Origin of the sequence: Kitasatospora sp. NPDC056446 (assembly GCF_042796115.1) — a bacterium.
Lineage (GTDB): Bacteria > Actinomycetota > Actinomycetes > Streptomycetales > Streptomycetaceae > Kitasatospora.
In genome coordinates this window covers 123,661-147,596 of record NZ_JBHTRF010000017.1, presented here as the reverse complement: position 1 = coordinate 147,596, position 23,936 = coordinate 123,661, and the positions used below count along the sequence as shown (strand labels likewise).

Annotated in this window: 26 protein-coding genes; 2 read left to right on the top strand and 24 right to left on the bottom strand. The window is 72.0% G+C overall.

The window, feature by feature from the left end; all coding sequences use genetic code 11:
• Positions 1-136 precede the first annotated feature (136 nt).
• The 13 genes from metK to pyrR all read right to left on the bottom strand — a co-directional run bounded on the left by metK (position 137) and on the right by pyrR (position 14,791).
• A complete protein-coding gene (gene metK, locus ACFQ6N_RS13690) occupies positions 137-1,345 on the bottom strand; it encodes a methionine adenosyltransferase (RefSeq protein WP_380649041.1) in 1,209 nt (402 codons plus the stop codon).
• A 149-nt stretch (positions 1,346-1,494) separates the two neighbouring features.
• On the bottom strand, positions 1,495-2,724 hold the full coding sequence (gene coaBC, locus ACFQ6N_RS13685; protein WP_380649040.1) for a bifunctional phosphopantothenoylcysteine decarboxylase/phosphopantothenate--cysteine ligase CoaBC: 1,230 nt from the start codon (positions 2,722-2,724) through the stop codon (positions 1,495-1,497).
• 205 nt (positions 2,725-2,929) lie between these two features.
• Positions 2,930-3,196 (bottom strand): DNA-directed RNA polymerase subunit omega, encoded by a 267-nt coding sequence (gene rpoZ / locus ACFQ6N_RS13680; RefSeq protein WP_030240625.1) that lies wholly within the window; start codon positions 3,194-3,196, stop codon positions 2,930-2,932.
• A 37-nt stretch (positions 3,197-3,233) separates the two neighbouring features.
• Positions 3,234-3,791 carry a guanylate kinase gene (gmk, locus tag ACFQ6N_RS13675; RefSeq protein WP_380649039.1) on the bottom strand — a complete coding sequence of 186 codons (558 nt, stop codon included), beginning with the start codon at positions 3,789-3,791 and terminating at the stop codon, positions 3,234-3,236.
• 49 nt (positions 3,792-3,840) lie between these two features.
• Positions 3,841-4,167 carry an integration host factor, actinobacterial type gene (gene mihF / locus ACFQ6N_RS13670; RefSeq protein ID WP_030056187.1) on the bottom strand — a complete coding sequence of 109 codons (327 nt, stop codon included), beginning with the start codon at positions 4,165-4,167 and terminating at the stop codon, positions 3,841-3,843.
• A gap of 487 nt (positions 4,168-4,654) precedes the next feature.
• Complete coding sequence (gene pyrF, locus ACFQ6N_RS13665; RefSeq protein ID WP_380649038.1) at positions 4,655-5,488, bottom strand: orotidine-5'-phosphate decarboxylase; 834 nt, start codon at positions 5,486-5,488, stop codon at positions 4,655-4,657.
• Positions 5,489-5,580: 92 nt separating this feature from the next.
• Positions 5,581-6,684, bottom strand: coding sequence for a quinone-dependent dihydroorotate dehydrogenase (locus ACFQ6N_RS13660; RefSeq protein ID WP_380649037.1), 1,104 nt, complete (start codon positions 6,682-6,684; stop codon positions 5,581-5,583).
• A 109-nt stretch (positions 6,685-6,793) separates the two neighbouring features.
• Positions 6,794-10,102 (bottom strand): carbamoyl-phosphate synthase large subunit, encoded by a 3,309-nt coding sequence (gene carB, locus ACFQ6N_RS13655; RefSeq protein ID WP_380649036.1) that lies wholly within the window; start codon positions 10,100-10,102, stop codon positions 6,794-6,796.
• Positions 10,095-11,285: a glutamine-hydrolyzing carbamoyl-phosphate synthase small subunit gene (gene carA, locus ACFQ6N_RS13650; protein WP_380649035.1), complete on the bottom strand. Its 1,191-nt coding sequence runs from the start codon at positions 11,283-11,285 to the stop codon at positions 10,095-10,097. Before carA ends, carB begins: the two co-directional genes overlap by 8 nt.
• Complete coding sequence (locus tag ACFQ6N_RS13645; RefSeq protein WP_380649034.1) at positions 11,282-11,848, bottom strand: hypothetical protein; 567 nt, start codon at positions 11,846-11,848, stop codon at positions 11,282-11,284. The genes carA and ACFQ6N_RS13645 overlap by 4 nt, the downstream gene beginning before the upstream one ends.
• On the bottom strand, positions 11,848-13,152 hold the full coding sequence (locus ACFQ6N_RS13640; protein WP_380649033.1) for a dihydroorotase: 1,305 nt from the start codon (positions 13,150-13,152) through the stop codon (positions 11,848-11,850). Before ACFQ6N_RS13640 ends, ACFQ6N_RS13645 begins: the two co-directional genes overlap by 1 nt.
• Positions 13,149-14,138 carry an aspartate carbamoyltransferase catalytic subunit gene (locus tag ACFQ6N_RS13635; protein ID WP_380649032.1) on the bottom strand — a complete coding sequence of 330 codons (990 nt, stop codon included), beginning with the start codon at positions 14,136-14,138 and terminating at the stop codon, positions 13,149-13,151. Before ACFQ6N_RS13635 ends, ACFQ6N_RS13640 begins: the two co-directional genes overlap by 4 nt.
• Before the next feature lie 5 nt (positions 14,139-14,143).
• Positions 14,144-14,791 carry a bifunctional pyr operon transcriptional regulator/uracil phosphoribosyltransferase PyrR gene (gene pyrR / locus ACFQ6N_RS13630; protein WP_380649030.1) on the bottom strand — a complete coding sequence of 216 codons (648 nt, stop codon included), beginning with the start codon at positions 14,789-14,791 and terminating at the stop codon, positions 14,144-14,146.
• A 329-nt stretch (positions 14,792-15,120) separates the two neighbouring features.
• On the opposite strand from pyrR, the gene ACFQ6N_RS13625 reads away from it, so the two are divergent.
• Positions 15,121-15,624 (top strand): transcriptional regulator, encoded by a 504-nt coding sequence (locus ACFQ6N_RS13625; protein ID WP_188297230.1) that lies wholly within the window; start codon positions 15,121-15,123, stop codon positions 15,622-15,624.
• A gap of 142 nt (positions 15,625-15,766) precedes the next feature.
• On the opposite strand, the gene ACFQ6N_RS13620 is transcribed toward ACFQ6N_RS13625, so the two are convergent.
• From ACFQ6N_RS13620 to rpmB, 10 genes are all read right to left on the bottom strand, one after another.
• The gene (locus tag ACFQ6N_RS13620) at positions 15,767-16,699 is read right to left on the bottom strand and encodes a hypothetical protein (RefSeq protein WP_380649029.1); all 933 of its coding nucleotides are present in this window, start codon (positions 16,697-16,699) and stop codon (positions 15,767-15,769) included.
• A 180-nt stretch (positions 16,700-16,879) separates the two neighbouring features.
• Positions 16,880-17,701, bottom strand: a complete 822-nt coding sequence (locus ACFQ6N_RS13615) for a thioesterase family protein (RefSeq protein ID WP_380649028.1) — start codon at positions 17,699-17,701, stop codon at positions 16,880-16,882.
• A 183-nt stretch (positions 17,702-17,884) separates the two neighbouring features.
• Complete coding sequence (gene nusB, locus ACFQ6N_RS13610; protein WP_380649027.1) at positions 17,885-18,322, bottom strand: transcription antitermination factor NusB; 438 nt, start codon at positions 18,320-18,322, stop codon at positions 17,885-17,887.
• A 4-nt stretch (positions 18,323-18,326) separates the two neighbouring features.
• The gene (gene efp / locus ACFQ6N_RS13605) at positions 18,327-18,890 is read right to left on the bottom strand and encodes an elongation factor P (RefSeq protein WP_380649026.1); all 564 of its coding nucleotides are present in this window, start codon (positions 18,888-18,890) and stop codon (positions 18,327-18,329) included.
• A 79-nt stretch (positions 18,891-18,969) separates the two neighbouring features.
• The gene (locus tag ACFQ6N_RS13600; protein ID WP_380649025.1) at positions 18,970-20,076 is read right to left on the bottom strand and encodes an aminopeptidase P family protein; all 1,107 of its coding nucleotides are present in this window, start codon (positions 20,074-20,076) and stop codon (positions 18,970-18,972) included.
• A 154-nt stretch (positions 20,077-20,230) separates the two neighbouring features.
• Entirely contained in the window at positions 20,231-20,401 is a 171-nt protein-coding gene (gene rpmF / locus ACFQ6N_RS13595; RefSeq protein ID WP_380649048.1) for a 50S ribosomal protein L32, read from the bottom strand.
• A 9-nt stretch (positions 20,402-20,410) separates the two neighbouring features.
• A complete protein-coding gene (gene rpsR / locus ACFQ6N_RS13590; RefSeq protein ID WP_380649024.1) occupies positions 20,411-20,647 on the bottom strand; it encodes a 30S ribosomal protein S18 in 237 nt (78 codons plus the stop codon).
• 76 nt (positions 20,648-20,723) lie between these two features.
• Positions 20,724-21,911 carry a CobW family GTP-binding protein gene (locus ACFQ6N_RS13585; protein WP_380649023.1) on the bottom strand — a complete coding sequence of 396 codons (1,188 nt, stop codon included), beginning with the start codon at positions 21,909-21,911 and terminating at the stop codon, positions 20,724-20,726.
• Complete coding sequence (gene rpsN, locus ACFQ6N_RS13580; protein ID WP_380649021.1) at positions 21,908-22,213, bottom strand: 30S ribosomal protein S14; 306 nt, start codon at positions 22,211-22,213, stop codon at positions 21,908-21,910. Before rpsN ends, ACFQ6N_RS13585 begins: the two co-directional genes overlap by 4 nt.
• A complete protein-coding gene (rpmB, locus tag ACFQ6N_RS13575; RefSeq protein WP_380649020.1) occupies positions 22,213-22,449 on the bottom strand; it encodes a 50S ribosomal protein L28 in 237 nt (78 codons plus the stop codon). Before rpmB ends, rpsN begins: the two co-directional genes overlap by 1 nt.
• Positions 22,450-22,580: 131 nt before the next feature.
• Between rpmB and rpmG the strand changes: the two genes are divergently transcribed.
• Complete coding sequence (rpmG, locus tag ACFQ6N_RS13570) at positions 22,581-22,745, top strand: 50S ribosomal protein L33 (protein ID WP_380649019.1); 165 nt, start codon at positions 22,581-22,583, stop codon at positions 22,743-22,745.
• 53 nt (positions 22,746-22,798) lie between these two features.
• On the opposite strand, the gene ACFQ6N_RS13565 is transcribed toward rpmG, so the two are convergent.
• Complete coding sequence (locus ACFQ6N_RS13565) at positions 22,799-23,914, bottom strand: HoxN/HupN/NixA family nickel/cobalt transporter (protein ID WP_380649018.1); 1,116 nt, start codon at positions 23,912-23,914, stop codon at positions 22,799-22,801.
• Between the last annotated feature and the right edge of the window lie 22 nt (positions 23,915-23,936).

The window sequence follows — 23,936 nt, the reverse complement described above, 5'->3', positions numbered from 1 at the left end:
TCACCCCCCCCCCCCCTAAAAAAACCCCCCCCCTCGCGCCGCCCGCTTCTTTTGTTTATACGACACCCCCCCGGGGGCGCCCGACGCGGCGCCCGCCCCCGCAAGGGGGCGGGCGCCGCGTCGAGTGCTACGAGCGTCAGTCCTGGACGGCAGCCTTCAGCTGCTCCACCCGGTCGGTGCGCTCCCAGGTGAAGTCCGGCAGCTCACGGCCGAAGTGGCCGTACGCGGCGGTCTGGGAGTAGATCGGCCGCAGCAGGTCCAGGTCGCGGATGATCGCGGCCGGACGCAGGTCGAAGACCTCGGAGACGGCCTTCTGGATGGTGAGGACCGGCACGGTCTCGGTGCCGAAGGTCTCCACGAAGAGGCCGACCGGCTCGGCCTTGCCGATCGCGTACGCGACCTGCACCTCGGCGCGGCTGGCGAGGCCGGCGGCGACGATGTTCTTCGCCACCCAGCGCATCGCGTACGCGGCCGAGCGGTCCACCTTGGACGGGTCCTTGCCCGAGAAGGCGCCGCCACCGTGGCGGGCCATGCCGCCGTAGGTGTCGATGATGATCTTGCGACCGGTGAGGCCGGCGTCGCCCATCGGGCCGCCGATCTCGAAGCGGCCGGTCGGGTTGACCAGCAGGCGGTAGCCCTCGGTGGTCAGCTTGATGCCCTGCTCGGCCAGCGCCTTCAGCTCCGGCTCGACCACGAACTCGCGGATGTCCGGGGTGAGGAGCGACTCCAGGTCGATGTCACTGGCGTGCTGGGTGGAGACGACCACGGTGTCGAGGCGGACGGCCTTGTCGCCGTCGTACTCGATGGTGACCTGGGTCTTGCCGTCGGGGCGCAGGTACGGGATGGTCCCGTTCTTGCGGACCTCGGTCAGCCGGCGCGAGAGGCGGTGCGCCAGGGTGATCGGCAGCGGCATGAGCTCGGGCGTCTCGTCGGACGCGTAGCCGAACATCAGGCCCTGGTCGCCGGCACCCTGCTTGTCCAGGTCGTCCTCATCGCCCTCGACCCGGGCCTCGTACGCGGTGTCGACGCCCTGCGCGATGTCGGGCGACTGGGCACCGATGGACACCGACACGCCGCAGGAGGCGCCGTCGAAGCCCTTCTTGGAGCTGTCGTAGCCGATCTCCAGGATCTTGTCCCGGACGAGCTGGGCGATCGGCGCGTACGCCTTGGTGGTCACCTCGCCGGCCACGTGCACCTGGCCGGTGGTGATGAGCGTCTCCACGGCGACCCGGGAAGTCGGGTCCTCACGCAGGAGAGCGTCAAGGATGGTGTCGCTGATCTGGTCAGCGATCTTGTCGGGGTGTCCCTCGGTGACGGACTCCGAGGTGAACAGGCGGCGAGACACAGCGCTCCCTGGGGTTGCAGCGGCTGCTGACTGAAGTTCCCGCATGAGCGGGTGACTCCGGAAAGACTTGATTCCTGGAGTCTAACGGTCTGCCTCCTCCGAACGTCACCCGCTCCAGGAATTCTCGACCGTTCCACAGCCGTTTCCGATCACTTGCCGCCCAATTCCAGCCGCTTTGCGACCAGGTCCCACACCACGTCCGCCAGCGCCTCCTTCGGACCCACCGGAACGGCCGTCTCGCTGCCGTCCGAGCCCAGTACGACGGCCTCGTTGACGTCCGTGCCGAAGGCCTTGCCGTTGCCGACCTCGTTGACGACGAGCAGGTCACAGCCCTTGCGGGCGAGCTTGGCGCGGCCGTGGGCGAGCACGTCGTCGGTCTCCGCGGCGAACCCCACCACCAATTGGCCCGAACGGGGCCGGTGGGCGGACAGCTCGGCCAGGATGTCGGGATTGCGGACCAGCGAAACCGGGGCGGGTTCGATCCCCTCGACCTTCTTGATCTTGCCGGTCGCGTATTCGGCGGGACGGAAGTCCGCCACCGCCGCGGCCATCACCACGGCATCCGCGTCCCCCACCGCCTTCAACGCGGCCTCGCGCAGCTCCAGCGCGGTCGAGACGTGCACCACGTCCACCCCGGCCGGGTCCGGCAGCTCGGCGTTGGCCGAAAGCAGGGTCACCCGGGCCCCTCGCGCCGCAGCCGTCACGGCGAGCGCGTAGCCCTGCTTGCCGGAGGAGCGGTTGCCGAGGAAGCGCACCGGGTCCAGCGGCTCCCGGGTGCCGCCGGCCGAGACCACCACGTGCCGGCCCGCCAGGTCGTGCGGAGCCGCGCCGCCGCGCCGCAGCACGGCCCGGCAGGCGTCGAAGATCGCGGTCGGCTCGGGCAGCCGCCCCTTGCCGGTGTCCTTGCCGGTGAGCCGCCCGACGGCGGGCTCCAGCACGATCACGCCCCGGCGGCGCAGCGTGGCGACGTTGTCCCGGGTGGCCGGGTGCTCCCACATCTCGGTGTGCATGGCGGGCGCCACGACGACCGGGCAGCGGGCGGTGAGCAGGGTGTTGGTCAGCAGGTCGTCGGCGAGGCCGTGGGCGGCCTTGGCGATCAGGTCGGCGGTGGCCGGGGCGACCACGACCAGGTCGGCCTGCTGCCCGATCCGGACGTGCGGCACCTCGTGCACGCGCTCCCAGGTCTCGGTGGCGGCCGGGCGGCCGGACAGCGCGGCCCAGGTCGCCTCGCCGACGAAGTGCAGCGCGGCCTCGGTGGGCACCACGGTGACCTGGTGGCCCGACTCGGTGAACCGGCGCAGCAGCTCGCACGCCTTGTAGGCGGCGATCCCGCCGCTCACGCCGAGCACCACGCGGGGGGCATCCGCCGTCACGCTCATGTACCGACCTCTCTCCGCACCGGGAACCCGCCCACCCTACGACCCTCCGGTCGGCACCCGCACGGTGCCCCACCCCGGCACCCACCACGTTCCGACGCCCCTCCCCCGGCGCCACACCGGCGCCACACCGGGAAAGCACCCCGGACATGCCGAAGGGCCCGGCGGAAACGATTCCGCCGAGCCCTTCCGAAGATCACCTACCGCCTCAGGCGGCCTCGATCGCCTCGGCCGTCAGCATGCCCGCGTTGATCTCGCGCAGCGCGATCGACAGCGGCTTCTCGTGCACGTGGGTGTCGACCAGCGGGCCGACGTACTCCAGCAGGCCCTCACCGAGCTGCGAGTAGTACGCGTTGATCTGACGCGCGCGCTTGGCGGCGTAGATCACGAGGCTGTACTTCGAGTCCGTGGCCTCGAGCAGCTCGTCGATCGGCGGGTTGATGATGCCCTCGGGCGCGGTCATCGAAGAGGACACGCTAAAACCTTCCGAAAGGGTGGAAAAGACAGACAGGTCAGGCTACACCGAGCAAGGCTAGCAGTTCGGCCGCTACCTGCTCGACGGACGTGTTGACAAGGGTGGTGTCGAACTCGCTCTCGGCCGCGAGTTCGATCTTGGCGGCGGCGAGCCGCCGCTCGATCACGTCCTGCGCCTCGGTGCCCCGGCCGGTCAGCCGGCGGACCAGCTCGTCCCAGCTCGGCGGAGCCAGGAAGACCAGCTGGGCGTCGGGCATCGACTCGCGCACCTGACGGGCGCCCTGCAGATCGATCTCCAGCAGCACGGGCTCGCCGCGCTCCAGCTTCTCCAGCACGGCCGCGCGCGGGGTGCCGTAGCGGTTCCCGGCGAACTCGGCCCACTCCAGCAGTTCGCCGTTGGCGACCAGCTTGTCGAACTCGTCGTTGTCGACGAAGTGGTACTGGACCCCGTTCTTCTCGCCGGGCCTCGGGTGGCGGGTCGTCGCCGACACCGAGAGCCAGACCTCGGGGTACATCTTCCTCATATGAGCGACGACCGTGCTCTTGCCGACCCCCGAGGGGCCGGAGAGCACGGTCAGCCGCGGACGCTCACTCATGCACCGATTATCCCGGATCGCGGACGATCCCGGGACCACCGGGGCACGGTCAGGCAGCGCCACCGCCGAACTCCCGCTCCAGGGAAGCGATCTGGTTCGTACCGAGACCCCGGACACGCCGGCTCTCGCTGATGCCGAGGCGCTCCATGATCTGCTTGGCGCGGACCTTGCCGACGCCCGGAAGGGACTCCAGCAGGGCGGAGACCTTCATCTTGCCGATGACGTCGTTGTCGGCCTTGCCGGCCTTGATCACCTCGTGCAGGGAGGCGCCGGAGTGCTTGAGCCGGTTCTTCACCTCGGCGCGCTCCCGGCGAGCCTCGGCGGCCTTGGCGAGCGCGGCGGTGCGCTGTTCAGGGGTAAGGGGCGGAAGAGCCACGCCGTTCACCTCAGGGTGTGAATGGAAGGGATTGAGCTATGACTGGTTTGGTACCCAGGACACCGTCCGCAAGGGGGAACCACAGGGCCCTGACCTGCGGGAGACACGAAATTCGCGGCTCGCCGATGACCTATCGCCGGACACTACCCGTATTGCGGCGCCGCGTCAGGAAAAGAACACGAAAAGTCCTGGTCAGCCAAGGCCGACCAGGACTTTCCAGGGCAAAATGACCGCGATTGCGAGACTTTGACAGCGCCGATGTGACGGCGCTCACGTCAACTCCCCGGCGGTGCCGCCGTCCTGCGGACACTCCACAGGGTCACCGGGCGGCTACCGGGAGGGCGGCTTCCGCAACCCGCCGGACACCTCCGGCCGCCGGACCGCACCGGTTCCGGCCGCCGAAACGGGTCCGCCCCGGCCCTTCGGCCGCGTCCGCCCGGGCCCCTCCCGCGCGCCCGCTCCGGCTACATGACCGCACCCGCTCCGGCTACTTGACCGCGTCCGCGAACTCGCCGACGAAGCGGTCCGCGGCCTCCCGCAGCGCCGCCACCGAGGGGCCGTGCCTGAGCACGTCCCGGCTGACGCTCGGCACCACGTTGCGCACCGAGGCGCCGAACACCCGCGGCAGGTCCGCCATGGTGGCGCCCTGGGCGCCGATCCCGGGGGCCAGCAGCGGGCCGTTGATGCCCAGTTCCACGCCCGCGTCGGCCAGCGTCGCGCCGACCACCGCGCCGAAGGAGCCCAGCGGCTCGGCGCCCGCGTTCTCGGCCGCCAGCTGCCGCAGCACCGAGGCCGCGACCGGCTCGCCGTCCGCGCCGACCGCGCGCTGCACCTCGGCGCCCTCCGGGTTGGAGGTGAGCGCCAGCGCGAAGACGCCGCAGCCCTGCTCGCGGGCCAGGTCCAGGGCCGGGCGCAGCGAGCCGAAGCCCAGGTACGGGCTGACCGTCACGGCGTCCGAGAACAGCGGGCTCGCGGGCGACAGGAAGGCCTCGGCGTAGGCGGCCATGGTGGAGCCGATGTCGCCGCGCTTGGCGTCCATCAGGACCAGCGCGCCGGCCGCCCTGGCCTCCTCGACGGACTTCTCCAGCACCGCCACGCCCCGGCTGCCGAAGCGCTCGAAGAAGGCGGCCTGCGGCTTGAGCACGGCGACCCGGTCGGCGAGGGCCTCGACGACGGTGCGGCTGAAGGTCTCCAGCCCGGCGAGGTCGTCGCCGAGCCCCCAGGAGGCGAGCAGGGAGGCGTGCGGGTCGATGCCGACGCAGAGCTGGCCGCGGGTGTCGAGGGCCTGGCGCAGCCGGGCGCCGAACGGGGCGAGGGTCATGTCGTCCTTTCCGAGGGGTGCGGGGGTGGTGCCGGTGCTGCCGGGCGAACCGGGCGCGTCGGCCGAACCGGGGGCGCCGGGAGCCGTACCGGTCACGAGCTGCGGACGGCGCTGCCGACGGCCTCGGTCAGGTCGCGGAAGCCCGCGGCCCGGACCCGGGCGGACAGGCCCCGGTGGATCTTCCGGCACCAGAAGGGGCCCTCGTAGATGAAGGCGCTGTAGCCCTGGACCAGGTCGGCGCCGTGGACGATCCGCTGCCAGGCGTCCTCGGCGGTCTCGATGCCGCCGACCGAGACCAGGGTCAGCCGGCCCCCGGTGCGGGCGCGCAGCCGCTGGAGGACCTCCAGGGCGCGGGCCTTGAGCGGGGCGCCGGACAGGCCGCCCATGCCGATCTCCTCGACGCGCCCGGCGTCGGTGCGCAGGCCCTCGCGGCCGATCGTGGTGTTGGTGGCGATGATGCCGTCCAGGCCCAGTTCCAGGGCGAGGTCGGCGACCGCGTCGACGTCCTCGTCGGCCAGGTCGGGGGCGATCTTGACCAGCAGCGGCACGTGGTGCGCGGTGGTGCGGTCGGCGGCCTCGCGGACGGCGGAGAGCAGCGGGCGCAGGTGGTCCACGGCCTGGAGGTTGCGCAGCCCGGGGGTGTTCGGCGAGCTGACGTTGACGACCAGGTAGTCGGCGTACTTGGCCAGCCGCTCGGTGGACTTGACGTAGTCGGCGACCGCGTCGGCCTCCTCGACGACCTTGGTCTTGCCGATGTTGACGCCGACGACCGGGGTGGAGCTGGTGTGCGGGCGGGCGGCCAGGCGGGCGGCGACCCGGGCCGAGCCCTGGTTGTTGAAGCCCATCCGGTTGATCAGCGCGCGGTCCTCGACCAGGCGGAACAGCCGGGGCGCCGGGTTGCCGGGCTGGGGCTCGCCGGTGATGGTGCCGATCTCGACGTAGTCGAAGCCGAGCATGGCCAGGCCGTCGATGCCGACGCCGTTCTTGTCGAAGCCGGCCGCGAGGCCGAACGGCCCGGGCAGGTCGAGGCCGAGGGCGCTGGTGCGCAGGGCGCGGTCGCGCGGGGCGAGCGCCAGCCGCACCAGCGTGCGCAGACCCGGCACCGAGGAGGCGAGCCGGATCCAGAAGAAGGCCAGGTGGTGGGCCTTCTCGGGGTCCATCTTCTTGAAGACGAGGTCGAACAGAAGCTTGTACAAGGGGGTCAACTCCCGGGGCGGCGAGCGGATTCGGGCACAGGGGCGAGCGGATTCGGGCACAAGAGTGGGGGGCACCAGTACGGCTTCGGTGCCCCCCACTGCGGTGGTGCTACTTGCGGCCGGCGTTGATCAGCTCGGCGTGCTCCTGGAGCGACATCACTCCGACCTCGTCGCGCAGCAGCCGGTCGATGCCCTGGACGGCCGCGCCCATCGCCTGGACGGTGGTCAGGCAGGGCACCGCGCGGGCCACGGCCGCGGTGCGGATCTCGTAGCCGTCGAGGCGGCCACCGGTGCCGTACGGCGTGTTGATGATGAGGTCGACCTCACCGTCGTGGATCAGCTGGACGATCGTCTTCTCGCCGTTCGGGCCCTCGCCCTCGCTGTGCTTGCGCACCACGGTGGCGGGGATGCCGCCGCGCTGCAGCACCTCGGCGGTGCCGGCGGTGGCGAGCAGCTCGAAGCCGAGGCCGACCAGCGCCCGGGCCGGGAAGACCAGGTTGCGCTTGTCGCGGTTGGCGACCGAGACGAAGACCTTGCCCTTGGTCGGCAGCGCGCCGTAGGCCCCGGTCTGCGACTTGGCGTAGGCCGTGCCGAAGACCTTGTCGATGCCCATGACCTCGCCGGTCGAGCGCATCTCCGGGCCGAGCACGGTGTCCACCCCGCGGCCGTGGACGTCGCGGAAGCGGCTCCACGGCATCACGGCCTCCTTGACCGCGATCGGGGCGTCGGCGGGCAGCGTGCCGCCGTCGCCCTCGGCCGGGAGCATGCCCTCGGCGCGCAGCTCGGCGATGGTGGCGCCGAGCGAGACCCGGGCGGCGGCCTTGGCCAGCGGCACGGCGGTCGCCTTGGAGGTGAACGGGACGGTCCGGGAGGCGCGCGGGTTGGCCTCCAGGACGTACAGGATGTCGCCGGAGAGGGCGAACTGGATGTTGATCAGACCGCGCACCCCGACGCCGCGCGCGATGGCCTCGGTGGAGGCGCGCAGGCGCTTGATGTCGTGGCCGCCGAGGGTGATCGGGGGCAGCGCGCAGGCGGAGTCGCCGGAGTGGATGCCGGCCTCCTCGATGTGCTCCATGACGCCGCCGAGGTAGAGCTCGGTGCCGTCGTAGATCGCGTCGACGTCGATCTCGACCGCGTCGTCCAGGAAGCGGTCGATGAGCACCGGGTGCTCGGAGATCAGGCCGGCGTGCCGCTCCAGGTAGGAGGCGAGCGAGGCCTCGTCGTAGACGATCTCCATGCCGCGGCCGCCGAGCACGTAGGACGGGCGGGCGAGGACCGGGTAGCCGATCTCGTCCGCGATCGCCTTGGCCTCCTCGAAGGAGAAGGCGGTGCCGTGCTTGGGCGCGGGCAGGCCGGCGTCGCGCAGGACGCGGCCGAAGGCGCCGCGCTCCTCGGCGAGGTCGATCGCCTCGGGCTGGGTGCCGACGATCGGCACGCCGTTGTCCTTGAGCGCCTGGGCCAGGCCGAGCGGGGTCTGGCCGCCCAGCTGGACGATCACGCCGGCGAGCGGTCCGGCCTGCTGCTCGGCGTGGACGATCTCCAGCACGTCCTCCAGGGTGAGCGGCTCGAAGTAGAGCCGGTCGGAGGTGTCGTAGTCGGTGGAGACGGTCTCCGGGTTGCAGTTGACCATGACGGTCTCGTACCCGGCGGCGGCGAGCGCGAAGGAGGCGTGCACGCAGGAGTAGTCGAACTCGATGCCCTGGCCGATCCGGTTCGGGCCGGAGCCCAGGATGATCACGGCGGGCTTGGAGCGCGGGGCGACCTCGTTCTCCTCGTCGTAGGACGAGTAGAAGTACGGGGTCTTGGCGGCGAACTCGGCGGCGCAGGTGTCGACGGTCTTGAACACCGGGCGGATGCCGAGGGCGTGGCGCACCTCGCGGACCACGTCCGCCTTCAGGCCGCGGATCTCGCCGACCTGGACGTCGGAGAAGCCGTGGCGCTTGGCGTGGCGCAGCAGGTCGGGGGTGAGCTCGGCGGCCTCGGCCAGCTCGGCGGCGATCTCGTCCAGCAGGAAGAGCTGGTCGACGAACCACGGGTCGATCTTGGTGGCCTCGAACACCTCCTCCGGGGTGGCGCCGGCCCGGATCGCCTGCATCACGGTGTTGATGCGGCCGTCGGTCGGCACGGCGGACGTGGTCAGCAGCTCGGACTTGTCGCCCACCGGGCCGGTCCAGGAGAACTGGGAGCCCTTCTTCTCCAGCGAGCGCAGCGCCTTCTGCAGCGCCTCGGGGAAGTTGCGGCCCATGGCCATGGCCTCGCCGACCGACTTCATGGTGGTGGTCAGCGTGGCGTCGGCGCTCGGGAACTTCTCGAACGCGAACCGCGGGACCTTGACCACGACGTAGTCGAGGGTCGGCTCGAAGGAGGCCGGGGTCTGCTCGGTGATGTCGTTGGGGATCTCGTCGAGCGTGTAGCCGACGGCCAGCTTGGCGGCGATCTTGGCGATCGGGAAGCCGGTGGCCTTCGAGGCCAGCGCCGAGGAGCGCGAGACGCGCGGGTTCATCTCGATGACGATGACCCGGCCGTCCTCGGGGTTGACCGCGAACTGGATGTTGCAGCCGCCGGTGTCGACGCCGACCTCGCGGATGACCGCGATGCCGATGTCGCGCAGGACCTGGTACTCGCGGTCGGTGAGGGTCATCGCCGGGGCGACGGTGATCGAGTCACCGGTGTGCACGCCCATCGGGTCGAAGTTCTCGATGGAGCAGACGACCACGACGTTGTCGTGCTTGTCGCGCATCAGCTCCAGCTCGTACTCCTTCCAGCCGAGGATGGACTCCTCCAGGAGCACCTCGGTGGTCGGCGAGAGGGTCAGGCCCTGGCCGGCGATGCGGCGCAGGTCCTCCTCGTTGTGGGCGAAGCCGGAGCCGGCGCCGCCCATGGTGAAGGAGGGGCGCACGACGACCGGGTAGCCGCCGAGCGTGTCGACGCCGGCCAGCACCTCGTCCATGGTGTGGCAGATGACCGAGCGGGCGGACTCGCCGTAACCGATCTTGGCGTTGACGGCCTCGACGACGCCCTTGAAGAGCTCGCGGTCCTCGCCCTTGTTGATCGCCTCGACGTCGGCGCCGATCAGCTCGACGTTGTACTTGTCGAGCGTGCCGGCCGCGTGCAGCGAGATCGCGGTGTTGAGCGCGGTCTGCCCGCCGAGGGTCGGCAGCAGCGCGTCGGGGCGCTCCTTGGCGATGATCTTCTCGACGAACTCGGGGGTGATCGGCTCGACGTAGGTGGCGTCGGCGATCTCCGGGTCGGTCATGATCGTGGCCGGGTTGGAGTTGACCAGCACGACCCGCAGGCCCTCGGCCTTGAGGACCCGGCAGGCCTGCGTGCCCGAGTAGTCGAACTCGGCGGCCTGGCCGATCACGATCGGGCCGGACCCGATCACCAGGACGGACTTGATGTCAGTGCGCTTAGGCACGCTGGCCCTCCATGAGCTTCACGCTGTGCTGGTCGTCGCCTCGCATGAGCTCGACGAAACGGTCGAAGAGGTAGGCCGCGTCGTGCGGGCCGGCAGCGGCTTCGGGGTGGTACTGCACGCTGAAGGCCGGGACGTCGAGCGCCTGGAGGCCCTCGACCACGTCGTCGTTCAGGCAGACGTGGGAGACCTCGACCCGCCCGTACGGGGTGTCGCTGACCTTGTCCAGCGGCGCGTTCACGGCGAAGCCGTGGTTGTGCGCGGTGACCTCGACCTTGCCGGTGGTGCGGTCCTGCACCGGCTGGTTGATGCCGCGGTGGCCGTACTTGAGCTTGTAGGTGCCGAAGCCCAGGGCGCGGCCGAGGATCTGGTTGCCGAAGCAGATCCCGAAGAACGGGGTCTTGCGCTCCAGCACGCCCTGCGCGAGGGCGACCTGGTGGTCGGCGGTGGCCGGGTCGCCCGGGCCGTTGGAGAAGAACACGCCGTCCGGGTTGACGGCGTAGACGTCCTCCAGGGTGGAGGCGGCGGGCAGCACGTGCACCTCGATGCCGCGCTCGGCCATCAGCTGCGGGGTCATCGCCTTGATGCCGAGGTCCAGCGCGGCGACGGTGAACTTCTTCTCACCGACGGCGGGGACGATGTACGGCTCGGTGGTGGCGACCTCGGCGCACAGGTCGGCGCCCTTCATCTCCGGCGCCTGCTGCACCCGGGCGAGCAGCGCGGCGTCGTCGGCCAGCGCCTCACCGGAGAAGATGCCGCAGCGCATCGCGCCGCGCTCGCGCAGGTGGCGGGTCAGCGCGCGGGTGTCGACGCCGCTGATGCCGACGACGCCCTGGCGGACCAGTTCCTCGTCGAGCGAGCGGCGGGAGCGCCAGTTGGAGGCGACCCGGGCGGGGTCGCGGACGATGTAGCCGGCGACCCAGATCCGCTTGGACTCGTCGTCCTCGTCGTTCCAGCCGGTGTTGCCGATCTGCGGGGCGGTCATCGCGACCACCTGGCGGTGGTACGACGGGTCGGTCAGGGTCTCCTGGTAGCCGGACATGCCGGTGTTGAAGACCGCTTCGCCGAAGGTCTCGCCGATCGCGCCGTAGGCCTGGCCCCGGAAGGTCCGGCCGTCCTCCAGGACGAGCACGGCCGGGACGCGCTCCCGCCGTTGGCGCTGCGTGGTGGGGGCAGGTGCGGTCATTGCGCGGCCTCTTCCGTCTTCTTCGTCTGCGTACGTGTGGCAAGGTGAGCGACCGCCTCGACCCAGGCGGCGTGCTCGTCGGGGTGGTCGGCCCGGAAGCCGGAGTCCAGCTCGGTCCCCTCGTGGGTCCAGGTGACGACGAGCAGCCCGGAGGGGACGACCTTGCCGGCGATCCCGGAGTCCGTGCGGGCCCCGGTCAGCTGTGCGGCCGGGATCCAGAAGTCGACGTCACCGGGGCGCCGGACCAGCAGGCCGTCCTCGCCGAGGGTGAGGTCGGCCCGGCTGCGGGTGCCCAGGCCGTGCGCGACGACCCGGTCGAGCCAGTTCCCGGCGGTGGTCGTGCCGTGGTACCGGCCGCTGGTCTCCAGGATGGTGCGCCCGGCCCGGTCCGGCACGGCGGGCAGCGGCGGGATCCCGGACTGCAGGGTGCGGCGCCAGTTCCAGCCCTGGCGCATCAGCCAGTAGACGAGGCCGATCAGGATCAGCAGGCCGACGGACCAGCCGATGTACCCGGGCCAGTCGGTGACCCTCGCCTGCTCCTTGGCGAGCGTGACGTGGTCCATCACCGCGTGCCGTCCTGTTCGACCGGCTCGCCGGCCAGCACCGTGGCGCGCCCGCGCAGGAAGGTGGCGTGCACCCGTCCGGGCAGGTCCAGGCCCTTGTAGGGGGTGTTGCGGCTACGGGTGGCGAAGGTGTCCGGGTTCACGGCACCACGGTACGCGGGATCGAACAGCACCAGGTTCGCGGGCTCACCCACCGAGACCGGCCGGCCGTGCCCGCTGAGACGGCCGATCCGGGCCGGGCGGTGCGCCATCCGGTCGGCGACGCCCTCCCAGTTCAGCAGGCCGGTCTCGACCATGGTCTGCTGGACGACCGACAGCGCGGTCTCCAGGCCGACCATGCCCATCGCGGCCACGGCCCACTCGCAGTCCTTGTCCTCGGCCGGGTGCGGCGCGTGGTCGGTGGCGACGGCGTCGATGGTGCCGTCGGCGAGCGCCGCGCGCAGCGCCTGGACGTCCTCGGCGGTGCGCAGCGGCGGGTTCACCTTGTACACCGGGTCGTAGGAGCGGACCAGCTCGTCGGTGAGCAGCAGGTGGTGCGGGGTGACCTCGGCGGTGACGTCCCAGCCCTTGGCCTTGGCCCAGCGGATGATCTCGACCGAGCCGGCCGTGGAGACGTGGCAGACGTGCAGCCGGGAGCCGACGTGCGCGGCGAGCAGCACGTCGCGGGCGATGATCGACTCCTCGGCGACGGCGGGCCAGCCGCCGAGCCCGAGCTCGCCGGAGACCCGGCCCTCGTTCATCTGGGCGCCCTCGGTGAGCCGCGGCTCCTGGGCGTGCTGGGCGACGACGCCGTCGAAGGCCTTGACGTACTCCAGGGCGCGGCGCATCAGCACCGCGTCGTCGACGCACTTGCCGTCGTCGGAGAAGACCCGGACGTTGGCGGCGGACTCGTGCATCGCGCCGATCTCGGCGAGCTTCTTGCCCTCCAGGCCGACGGTGACGGCGCCGACCGGCTGCACGTCGCAGTAGCCGGCCTCCTGGCCGAGCCGCCAGACCTGCTCGACCACGCCGGCGGTGTCGGCCACCGGGGTGGTGTTGGCCATCGCGTGCACGGCGGTGAAGCCGCCCATCGCGGCGGCCCGGGTGCCGGTGAGCACGGTCTCGGCGTCCTCGCGGCCGGGCTCGCGCAGGTGGGTGTGCAGGTCGACCAGGCCGGGGAGCGCGACCAGGCCGGTGGCGTCGATCTCGATGTCCGCCGCGGCCGCCAGGCCGGCGCCGATCTCCTTGATCACGCCGTCGGCGAGGAGGAGGTCCTGCGGGGCTCCGCCGAGGATCTGGGCGTTGCGGATCAGGTAGGTGGTCACTGAGCGGTCTCCACGGAGTCGGTGCGGGGGGCGTCGGCGGGGGCGTCGGCGAGGGTGGCTCCGCCGAGCAGCAGGTAGAGGACGGCCATCCGGACGGAGACGCCGTTGGCGACCTGCTCGACCGCGGTGCAGCGCGGCGAGTCGGCGACCTCGGCGGTGATCTCCATGCCGCGGACCATCGGGCCGGGGTGCATCACGATCGCGTGCTCCGGCAGCTGGGCCAGCCGGAGGCCGTTCATGCCGTAGCGGCGGCTGTACTCGCGCTCGGTCGGGAAGAACGCGGCGTTCATCCGCTCGCGCTGCACCCGCAGCATCATCAGCGCGTCGGTCTTGGGGAGCACGCTGTCGAGGTCGTAGCTGATCTCGCAGGGCCAGTGCTCGATCCCGATCGGCAGCAGCGTCGGCGGGGCGACGAAGGTGACCTGGGCGCCGAGGGTGTTCAGCAGGTGCACGTTGGAGCGGGCGACCCGGCTGTGCAGGACGTCGCCGACGATCGTCACCCGGCGGCCGGCGAGGTCCTTGCCGGAACCGCGGTTGAGGTGGCGGCGCATGGTGAAGGCGTCGAGCAGCGCCTGGGTGGGGTGCTCGTGGGTGCCGTCACCGGCGTTGATCACACTGCCGTGCAGCCAGTCGGACTGGGCCAGCCGGGCCGGCGCGCCCGAGGCGTGGTGGCGGATGACCACCGCGTCGGCACCCATGGCCTGGAGGGTCAGCGCGGTGTCCTTGAGGCTCTCGCCCTTGGAGACCGAGGAGCCCTTGGCGGAGAAGTTGATGACGTCGGCCGAGAGGCGCTTCTCGGCGACCTCGAAGGAGGTCTTGGTGCGGGTGGAGTCCTCGAAGAAGAGGTTGACGACGGTGCGGCCGCGCAGCGTGGGCAGCTTCTTGACGGCCCGGCCGGAGAGCTGGGCCAGCTCCTCGGCGGTGTCCAGGATCAGCAGCGCGTCGTCGCGGCTGAGATCGGCGGCGGAGACGAGGTGGCGCTTCACGCGGGCTACTCCGGGAGGTGCGGTTCGGACGGCTGGGAGGCCTGGGCCTGCGAGCTCTGCTCGCTGCGGGCGGCGCGCGAGGCGGCGGCGCGGGCACGGTCCCCGACCAGGACGGCGTCCACGCCGTCGCTGTCGGAGAGGCGCACCTGCACGGCCTCGCGCAGCGAGGTGGGGAGGTTCTTGCCCACGTAGTCCGCGCGGATCGGCAGCTCGCGGTGGCCCCGGTCGACCAGGACGGCGAGCTGGACGGCGCGCGGGCGGCCGATGTCGTTCAGCGCGTCGAGCGCGGCCCGGATGGTGCGGCCGGAGAAGAGCACGTCGTCGACGAGGATGACGAGCCTGCCGTCGATACCACCAGGCGGGATCTCGGTGTGCTCCAGGGCCCGCGCGGGCTTGAGCCGCAGGTCGTCCCGGTACATGGTGATGTCCAGGGTGCCCAGCGGGATCTCGCGCCCGGTGATCTGGGCCAGCCGGCCCTGCAGGCGGCGGGCGAGGTGGACGCCCCTGGTGTGGATGCCGAGCAGCACGACGTCCTCCGCGCCCTTGGCGCGCTCGACGATCTCGTGTGCTATCCGGGTGATGACCCGGGCGATGTCCGTGCCGTCCAGCACCTGGTGCGGCGGCCGCGGCGTCTGTTCCTGGTGTGTGGTCATGCCGAAGCGGACCTCCTTCCCCGCCTCACTGGACGGGCCTTAAAGGATGTCTGTACGGCCCCCGCCGAGTCGGCGTGGGCTTCGGGTCATCCTAGCAGCGCCCCGGACGGCAAACAGAAGTCCACCATTCCGCTTCCCCTGGTTAACACCCCGGACGCGCCGAGGATGCGGGCCATTCGCACGACTGCCCCATTCGGCTTGACGCAACTACCTTACTCTACGTAACCTCACAGTGAGTTACGAGACGGACGTCGAACCCACCGGTAACGGCGTCGGCAATCGCCCGTGACCCACCACTGAACGCGAAGCAATCTCGTCCGGGGAGATCAATGTCCAGCGACTACGCGAAGCAACTCGGAGGCAAGCTCCGAGCGATCCGCACCCAGCAGGGTCTCTCCCTGCACGGTGTCGAGGAGAAGTCCCAGGGGCGATGGAAGGCAGTCGTCGTCGGCTCCTACGAGCGCGGCGACCGTGCGGTCACCGTGCAGCGACTGGCCGAGCTGGCCGAGTTCTACGGCGTGCCGGTCCAGGAGCTGCTGCCCGGCGGCACCCCCGGCGGCGCGGCCGAGCCGCCGCCGCGCCTGGTCCTCGACCTGGAGAGACTGACCCAGGTCCCTTCCGAGAAGGCCGGCCCGCTGCAGCGCTACGCGGCGACCATCCAGAGCCAGCGCGGCGACTACAACGGCAAGGTGCTGTCGATCCGCCAGGACGACCTGCGCACCCTGGCCGTCATCTACGACCAGTCGCCGTCGATCCTCACCGAGCAGCTCATCTCCTGGGGCGTGCTCAACCCCGACGCGCGCCGCGCGGTCCGCGAGGAGGACGTGAGCTGAGGCTCACCGCACCGGCTCCCGCCAGCGGTCCCTCGCAGTTCCCGGCACCGGACCCACCAGTGCCGGCAAGCAGAAACGTCACGGCGCGGCACCCCTGTCCGGGGGCCGCGCCGCGGTGTTCCCGGGCCGGGCGCACCGCCCGTCAGCAGACGGTGCCCAGGCTGTAGCCCGGCTGCGCCGCCACCCCGTCCAGCCGGACCGGCCGGTCCGAGGGCGCCCAGTCCTGCCCGCCGCTGGACCAGGCCCAGGAGGCCGGCAGGTACTCCCCGCAGGAGGCCGCCGAGCCCTGGGAGCCGTGCAGCACCGCGACGCCCGGCAGCTCCAGGGCCAGCCCGGCGCACAGCACCGCGCAGACCAGCTCCAGGTCCTCGTCGTTGATCCGCACCACGCCGTCCTCCCACTGGAGCACCCGTGCCGCGGCGGCCAGCTTCCCGCCGGGCGCGTCCACCCGCAGGCGCAGCTCGTACACGCCGGCGCCCGCGCCGACCAGCATCCGGCGGAACACCTCGCCCCCGCGCTGGTGGGCGGCGCGCACCCAGGCGGCGTGCTCCTCGTCCTGCTCGTCCGCGCCCCCGTCCGCGCCGCTGTCGAGGCCGCCGTCGAGCAGGAGGTCGACGTGGCAGAGCGTCAGCCCGTTCTCCCGGGCCCGGACCAGGCGCGGCACGAAGTCCCCGGCCAGTTCCTCGCCCTGGTAGGCGAGCAACTGGGTCTGCAGGGCCGGGTTGACCAGGTAGCGGTCGCGGGCCGCGGGCTGGGCCGGGTCCAGCCCGTTGAGCAGGCAGAACTCCTCGAAGTCCTGCGGGTGGAACATCCGGGCCCGGACGGTCTCGAACCGCTCCAGGGCGTCGGCCAGCAGTTCGCCGGTGTCGGCCAGGTAGCGCTCGAAGTCGGGCGCGTCGGAGATCCCCCAGGCCCGGGCCCGCGCGAGGTCCGCCGCGTTGGTCAGGACCCCCATGACGAACGCCTGGTCGGCGCCCTCGGACGGCTGCGGCCGGTGCGGAGCCCGCACCACGGGGCGCGGGCCGCCGGCGGTGCAGTCGGAGTTGCGGCGGGCGCGGCCGTGGCGGCTACTCATCGGATGGCTCCTGGCTTCGGCGGGCTACCGTCGGCGGCGGCCGCCGGCCGTGTCGGCCGGGGCGGTGACGGTCAGCGGCGGGGCTCGCCGCTGACCGCCTTCCTCCCCACCCTCCGCGCGCCGCACACGTACGGCGTGTCACAGGAATGTAACCACCGGTAATAGCACCGGTGGGACGGGCTACCGCGGCACCCGGGCCAGCTGGCGGGACTGCGCGACCAGGCGGCCGGACTCGTCCCAGACCTCGGCGTCCTCCTCGAAGTACCCGCCGGCCAGGTTGCGGGTCGCGTGGACGACCCGCAGCCAGCCCGGGACCGGCCTGGCGCGCAGGTGGACGGTCAGCTCGACGGTCGGGGCCCAGCCCGGCATGCCGAGGTCGAAGGTGACCGGCGGCAGCGCGTCGGCGACCAGCAGGAGCAGCAGCGGGTCGGGCTCGCGGCCGTCGGCGAGCCGGAACCAGCCCTGGATCCGCCCGTTGCCGGAGGGCTGACCGAGCGCCCAGCCGATGGTGGCCGGGTCCAGTCGCAGGTCGAAGCGCTCCAGCAGGGCGGCCTGGGCGATCAGCTCCTTGGGCGCGTGCTCGACGCCGATGCACTGGTCCGGCGGCGGCAGCTGCGGCGGCAGCGCGCTGGTGCGGACCTCGCCGTCGGCGGTGGAGAGGTCGCCGTGGCTGGCCACCACGCGCAGCCGTTCGACGCCGCCCTGGCTGAGCGAGGCGGTGCCGGTGGAGAGCCCGCGGCCGGTGCGCAGCACCTCGGTGCGGACGGTGGCCGGGCCGGGGGTGGAGGCGGACAGGTAGTAACCGCTGATCGACACCGGGTCCGGGTGGTCGCCGTGCTCCAGCGACAGCGCGTGTCCGGCCACCGCGAGCAGCAGGCCGCCGTTGACGCCGCCGCCGATCTGCCAGCCGTCGCCGAGTTCGGCCTCGTAGCGGCCGGCCTCCTCGGGGTGCCTGGTGAGGGCGATGCCCTGGTCGAACTCGCTGCGGATCGCGGTGGTCATGGGGGGAGACCTGCCCTTCACGCGTGGTTCCGGACGCCAAGTTACTGACGAGTAGGGCCCCACCTTACGCCGCCCGCGTGACGCGCGCGACAGCCCGGGGTGACATGTTCGACCACCGGGAACGACAGACGGCCGCCGGTCCCGGGAACCGGGTCCGACGGCCGTCCGCGAGGCACCGGCCGGCTAGCGGCGGATGCTCGGCTTGAGCTCCATGAAACGGGCGAGCATGCCGTTGACGAAGGCCGGGGAGTCGTCCGTGGAGAACTCCTTGGCGATCTCGACGGCCTCGTCCAGGACGACCGCGTCCGGGACGCCGTCCTCCCAGATCAGCTCGTAGGCGCCGAGTCGCAGGACGTTGCGGTCCACGATCGGCATCCGGTCGAGCGTCCAGCCCACCGCGTACTGCGAGATCAGGTCGTCGATGCGACGGGCGTGCTGGACGTACCCCTCGATCAACTCCATGGTGTACTCGGCGACCTGCGGGGTGCCCTCGTCGGGCTTCGGCTCGCGAGCGCGGGCCACCCAGTCGGCGAGGACCTGCTGCGGGTCGACCCCGCGGTGGTCGGCCTCGAAGAGGATCTGGAAGGCCCGGGTACGGGCCTTGCTACGTGCGGCCGACACGGACTTACTTCACCCGGCCGAGGTAGCTGCCGTCGCGGGTGTCGACCTTGATCTTCTCGCCGGTCACGATGAAGAGCGGGACGGCGATCTCGGCACCGGTCTCCAGGGTGGCGGGCTTGGAGCCGCCGGTGGAGCGGTCGCCCTGGACGCCGGGCTCGGTGTGGGAGATGACCAGCTCGACCGAGGCCGGGAGCTCGATGTACAGCGGGGAGCCCTCGTACATGGCGACCAGGGCGTCGAAGCCCTCGAGCAGGTACTTGGCGGCGTCGCCGACGACGGAGGGCTCGATCGCGACCTGGTCGTACGTGTCGGTGTCCATGAACACGAAGTTCTCGCCGTCCTTGTACGAGAACTGCATGCCACGCTTGTCGACGTTGGCGGTCTCGACCTTGGTGCCGGCGTTGAAGGTCTTGTCGACGACCTTGCCCGTCAGGACCTCCTTGAGCTTGGTCCGAACGAAGGCCGGGCCCTTGCCGGGCTTGACGTGCTGGAACTCGACGACGGACCAGAGCTTGCCGCCATCCAGCTTGAGGACCATGCCGTTCTTGAGATCGTTCGTGGAAGCCACGGGCGCACTTACTCCTGGATATAGCTGTCAAGGAACCAAGGGACGCGTCCTGCCGCCGTCAGCCCGGGAAGGGCCGCCGTCACAGGGCGAGGAGCTCCTTGGTGGTGATGGTGAGCAGCTCGGGCCCGCCCTCTTCGAGGGGGCGCACGACGAGCGTGTCCTCGATCCGGACGCCGCCCTTGCCCGGGAGGTGGACCCCTGGGCCGACGGTGACCGGCACGCGGCTGTCCAGTTTACCCATGTCCGACGGACCGAGTCGCGGCGCCTCCCGGATCTCCAGCCCGATGCCGTGGCCCACCGGGTGCGGGGAGGCCTCGGCGTGGCCCGCCGACTCCAGGACCTGCCGGGCCACCCGGTCGGGCACGCACTGCTCCACGCCTGGTCCGAGCGCCTCCCGGCCGGCCCGCTGGGCGCGGAAGACCAGCCGGTGCAGCTCCACCTGCCAGGGGGCGGGAGCCGCGCCGATCACGAAGGTGCGGGCGGTGGAGACTCCGTAGCCGCGGTACTGGGCGCCCATCACCACGGTCAGGAAGTCGCCCTCCTCCACCCGGCGGTCGGTCGGCTGGTGGGCGGCCTGGCCGGAGTGGCTGCCGGTCCCGACCGAGACCGGGAAGGCCGCCCGGTCGGCGCCGTGGTCGATCATCCGCCGTTCCAGCTCCATCGCCAGGTGCCGCTCGGTGCGGCCGACCAGGATCGACTCCAGCAGTTCGCCGAGCGCCTGGTCGGCTATCTCGGCGGCGATCCGCAGATCGGCGATCTCGTGCTCGTCCTTGACCACCCGCAGCCGCTCCACCACCTGTCCCAGGTCGGCCAGCCGGGCCGTCCCGGCCAGGCCAGCCACCGCCCGGTGCCGGCTGACGGTCAGGTCGTGCTCCTCCACCGCCAGGCCCGACACCCCGAAGCCCGCCGCGGCGGCCGCGGCGGCCAGCGCGGTGTCCGCCCCCGCCGCCACCGGCAGCCGGGCGAGGTCCGGGGCGATCAGGTGCTCCCCGGAGTCGTCCGGCGGCAGGTCGTCCGGCAGCGCCAGCAGCGCCCGCTCCCCGGTCAGCAGCAGCGTCGCGCCGCAGGGCGCGCAGCCCGTCAGATACCGCACGTTCGCCGCCCGGGTGATCAGCGCCGCGTCGGCCCCGGCCGCGCTGAAGTGCTCCCTCACCCGCTCCCGCCGCCCCGCGTACGCATCCGCCATGCGTCGAGCCTACGAAGCCGCACCCCAAACCGCCCGCCGAGCACCCCCGACAGGACCCCCCGGTGCTTCCCCGCGCGCCCCGCACCACCGTCCGGTTCCGGTCACCGGTCCCGTGACACCCGGCCGCCACTGCGGGCCGCCGACTCACCTCCCGTCACTCGCCGGGGTCGAGCAGCCCCCTCCGGTACGCCGGGACGAGGTTCTGCGGGACCAGCATCTCGCGGCCGTTGAGGGTGATCGGGACCAGCTTCGGCGGCGCCGCCTTCCACTGGGCCCGGCGGTGCCGGGTGTTGCTGCGGGAGGTCTTGCGCTTGGGCACGGCTATCGGGAACTCCTATCGGGTGGGGCCGGAACGGTACGGGAGGAGGGCCGTCTCACGGGCGTTCTTGATCGCCCGGGCCATCGCCCGCTGCTGCCGCGCGGTGAGCCGGGTGACCCGGCGGCTCCTGATCTTGCCCCGGTCGGAGACGAAGCGGCGCAGCAGGTCGGTGTCCTTGTAGTCGATGTACTCGATGCCCGCCGCGATCAGCGGATTGGGCCGGTTCCTCGGCGGGGCGGTTCGGTCGCGCATGACGCGGGAGCTCCGTTCGGTGGTCGGGGTCGGGTCAGTGGTCGGGGTCGGGGTCGGGGTCGGGGTCGGGGTCGGGTCAGTGGACGGGGTCGAGCAGGTCCCGGAAGGCGTCGGGCAGGGCCTTCCAGCCGGGTTCGCCGGCGGCGAGTTCGGCGTCGGTGAGCAGGCAGGAGTCCAGCAGGGCGGTGATGCCGTCGGCGTCCAGCCCCTCGGCGGTGAAGCTGAGCTGCTGGACCCGATCGCCGTGCAGGGGGTGCCAGTCCAGGGCGGCGGCGGCCCGGCGCGCGGGCGGGTAGAGGTCCCAGGCCGCGTCGGGCAGGGCGGTGAGCCAGGGCCCGCACTCCTCGACCGCGAGGTTCGCCCCGGCCGCGTCCCAGGCCAGCATCAGTTCGGGCCGGTTGGCCAGCCAGAACCTGCCGCGGCTGCGCTGCGCCGCCGGGACGAGCAGTTCCAGCGCCCGGTGCAGCCGCTCCGGGTGCAGCGGCCTGCGGCGCTCCCACACCAGGGTGGCGACGCCCGCCTCGTCCCGTTCCTGCGGCAGCAGCGCGATCGCCGGGTTGACCCGGTCCCGGGCGGCGGCGACGTCGAAGCCGCCGAGCGCGGCCCGGGTGAGCGTGCCGGTGCCGAGCCGGACGACCCGGGCGGGGGCGTGGAGCTGGCGCAGCAGTGCGAGCCCCGGCGCGTGCGCCGTGGCGCGCGGCACGGCGAGGGTGGTGGCGTACTCGATCTGGTGGGCGAGCGCCTCCGCGCGGGTGCGTTCGTCCCGGGCGGCGGTGTGCTGTCCGTGCTCGGCCAGGTCGTCGGGGACGGAGAGTTCGCCGACCAGCCGGTCCGGGTCGACGGCGGTGACCACGCCCGCCAGTTCGACCGCGTCCGCGAGTCGCCGCCCGTCCACCTCCCCCGCGGCGATCACCTCGACGGCCGGGTGCGGGTCGCTGCCGCCCCACAGCTCGACGATCGCGAGACCGTACCGGCCCTCGTCGGCGATCTCCAGCAGCCGGGGCAGCAGGTCCTCGCGCAGGGCGCAGCACGGGCAGTCGTTGGCGAGCGGCACGTCGTCCACGTCGAACGGCCCTGCCGCGTCCAGGAGTTCGCGGTGGACCAGGCCGAGCGAGGCGTCCCGCAGGTCGTGCCGCAGCACCACCGCGTCCACCGCGGCGGCGGCCAGTTCCCGTACGGCGGCCCGGCGTTCGTCGGCGTGCAGGCCGGCGACGACGACCACCGGCAGCTTGATCCCGTCCGGCGAGCCGGACACCCCGCTCACCAGCTCGCCTTGCGGACGCCCGGCAGGTACCCGGCGTGGGCCTGCCCGCGCAGGTTGATCCGGGAGAGGCCGAAGGCGCGCAGGTAGCCGCGGGGGCGGCCGTCCACGGCGTCCCGGTTGCGGATCCGGGTGGCACTGGCGTCCCGTGGTTGGCGGGCGAGTTCGGCCTGTGCGGCGGCCCGTTCGGCGGCGGCGGTGCCGGGGTGGGCGATGGTGCGCTTGAGTTCGGCCCGGCGCCGCGCGTACCGCGCGACGATCGCGCGCCGCCGCTCGTTCTTGACGATCTTGCTCCGCTTGGCCATCAGACCTTCTCCCCCCGGGCCCGGATGCGGGCGACGGCGGCGGCGACGCCGATCGAGTCGACGGTGCGGATGCCCTTGGCGCTCAGCGTGAGCCGGACGTAGCGGCCCTCGCCGGGCAGCCAGTAGCGCTTGCGCTGGATGTTGGGGTCGAAGCGGCGGCTGGTGCGGCGGTGCGAGTGCGAGATCGCGTTGCCGAACCCGGGGCGGCGGCCGGTGAGTTGGCAGTGGGCGGACATGGGTGCTCCCTGGCGTCCGGGAATGGGCGGGGACAGGGCTCACGTTACACCAGATGAAAATGAATTCCATTTCGGTGTACGGTTCCGGTCCAGCACCCGACCCAGCACCCCAGGCCCCAGGAGGACACCCCATGGCCCGCAGCGAACTGCGCCCCGTGATCAAGCTCCGCTCCACCGCCGGCACCGGGTTCACGTACGTGACCCGCAAGAACCGCCGCAACGACCCGGACCGCATCGTCCTGCGCAAGTACGACCCGGTCGCGGGCCGGCACGTCGACTTCCGCGAAGAGCGCTGAACGCCGGAACGGCGCCTCCCCGGCCGGGGAGGCGCCGTTCCGCGGGGACGCGCTCACGACCCTTCGGGCACCCAGCGCTTCTCGACCTTGGCGAGCTTCCAGTAGCCGATCGCCAGCGCCCAGACCACCACGAACAGCCCGGCGATCGCGTAGCCGACGTTGTCCAGCGAGATGTTCGCGATCCAGCCGGTCACCGGGTCGGTCAGGTCGAACTTCTCGTGCAGCACCCCGACCAGCTCGATGGTGCCGATGATGAAGGCCACCGCGATCGACAGCCCGGTGATGGTCAGGTTGTAGTAGACCTTGCGCACCGGGTTGGAGAAGGCCCACTGGTACGCGAAGTTCATGAACGTCCCGTCCAGGGTGTCGAACAGGCTCATCCCGGCCGCGAACAGCAGCGGCAGGCAGACGATCGCGTACCAGGGCAGCCCGGCGGCCGCGCCCGAGCCGGCCATCACCATCAGGGTGACCTCGGTCGCGGTGTCGAAGCCCAGCCCCAGCACCATGCCGACCGGGAACATCTGCCCGGGCCGGGTGATCGAGCGGGTCGCCCGGTTCAGCACCCGGGCCATGAAGCCGCGCGAGTCCAGGTGCGCCTCCAGCTCCGCCTCGTCGAACTTCCCGGCCCGCATCGAGCGGAACACCTTGAGGATGCCGAACAGCGCCGCCAGGTTGAGCGCGCCGATCAGGTAGAGGAAGGCGCCGGAGGCCGTGGTGCCGACCAGCCCGAGCCACTTGTGGGTGGCCGACTCGTCGTCCATCAGCGTGTTCGCCAGCTGCGCGCCGCCCGCCACCAGGGCGGCCATGATGACCACCATCGAGGAGTGCCCGAGCGCGAACCAGAAGCCCACCGAGACCGGCCGCTTGCCGTCCGCCATCAGCTTGCGGGTGGTGTTGTCGATCACCGCGATGTGGTCGGCGTCGAAGGCGTGCCGCATCCCGAGGGTGTACGCGGTGATGCCCAGGCCCACCCCGAAGACCTGGGTGCCGACCGTGTACCCCTCGGGGGCCACCAGGAAGACGAGCGTCCCGAAGGCCACCACGTGCATGGCCAGGATCACCCCCATCAATCCGGCGGTGCGCAGGGTGTCCTCGCGCTTCCATCTGAAGGCGGGCAGCGCCGACGGCACCGCTTTCGCGTCCGCGGCGACGGTTTCGGGCAGGGTCATGTCCGGATCACGCTCCAACACC

Excerpts from the sequence above, each read along its gene's own strand:
- coaBC (WP_380649040.1), bottom strand. The coding sequence starts at position 2,724 with ATGAGCGTGACGGCGGATGCCCCCCGCGTGGTGCTCGGCGTGAGCGGC.
- gmk (WP_380649039.1), bottom strand. The coding sequence starts at position 3,791 with ATGAGTGAGCGTCCGCGGCTGACCGTGCTCTCCGGCCCCTCGGGGGTC.
- pyrF (WP_380649038.1), bottom strand. The coding sequence starts at position 5,488 with ATGACCCTCGCCCCGTTCGGCGCCCGGCTGCGCCAGGCCCTCGACACC.
- carA (WP_380649035.1), bottom strand. The coding sequence starts at position 11,285 with ATGACCGCACCTGCCCCCACCACGCAGCGCCAACGGCGGGAGCGCGTC.
- ACFQ6N_RS13645 (WP_380649034.1), bottom strand. The coding sequence starts at position 11,848 with ATGGACCACGTCACGCTCGCCAAGGAGCAGGCGAGGGTCACCGACTGG.
- pyrR (WP_380649030.1), bottom strand. The coding sequence starts at position 14,791 with ATGACCACACACCAGGAACAGACGCCGCGGCCGCCGCACCAGGTGCTG.
- ACFQ6N_RS13625 (WP_188297230.1), top strand. The coding sequence starts at position 15,121 with ATGTCCAGCGACTACGCGAAGCAACTCGGAGGCAAGCTCCGAGCGATC.
- ACFQ6N_RS13620 (WP_380649029.1), bottom strand. The coding sequence starts at position 16,699 with ATGAGTAGCCGCCACGGCCGCGCCCGCCGCAACTCCGACTGCACCGCC.
- ACFQ6N_RS13615 (WP_380649028.1), bottom strand. The coding sequence starts at position 17,701 with ATGACCACCGCGATCCGCAGCGAGTTCGACCAGGGCATCGCCCTCACC.
- ACFQ6N_RS13600 (WP_380649025.1), bottom strand. The coding sequence starts at position 20,076 with ATGGCGGATGCGTACGCGGGGCGGCGGGAGCGGGTGAGGGAGCACTTC.
- rpsR (WP_380649024.1), bottom strand. The coding sequence starts at position 20,647 with ATGCGCGACCGAACCGCCCCGCCGAGGAACCGGCCCAATCCGCTGATC.
- rpsN (WP_380649021.1), bottom strand. The coding sequence starts at position 22,213 with ATGGCCAAGCGGAGCAAGATCGTCAAGAACGAGCGGCGGCGCGCGATC.
- rpmB (WP_380649020.1), bottom strand. The coding sequence starts at position 22,449 with ATGTCCGCCCACTGCCAACTCACCGGCCGCCGCCCCGGGTTCGGCAAC.
- rpmG (WP_380649019.1), top strand. The coding sequence starts at position 22,581 with ATGGCCCGCAGCGAACTGCGCCCCGTGATCAAGCTCCGCTCCACCGCC.
- ACFQ6N_RS13565 (WP_380649018.1), bottom strand. The coding sequence starts at position 23,914 with ATGACCCTGCCCGAAACCGTCGCCGCGGACGCGAAAGCGGTGCCGTCG.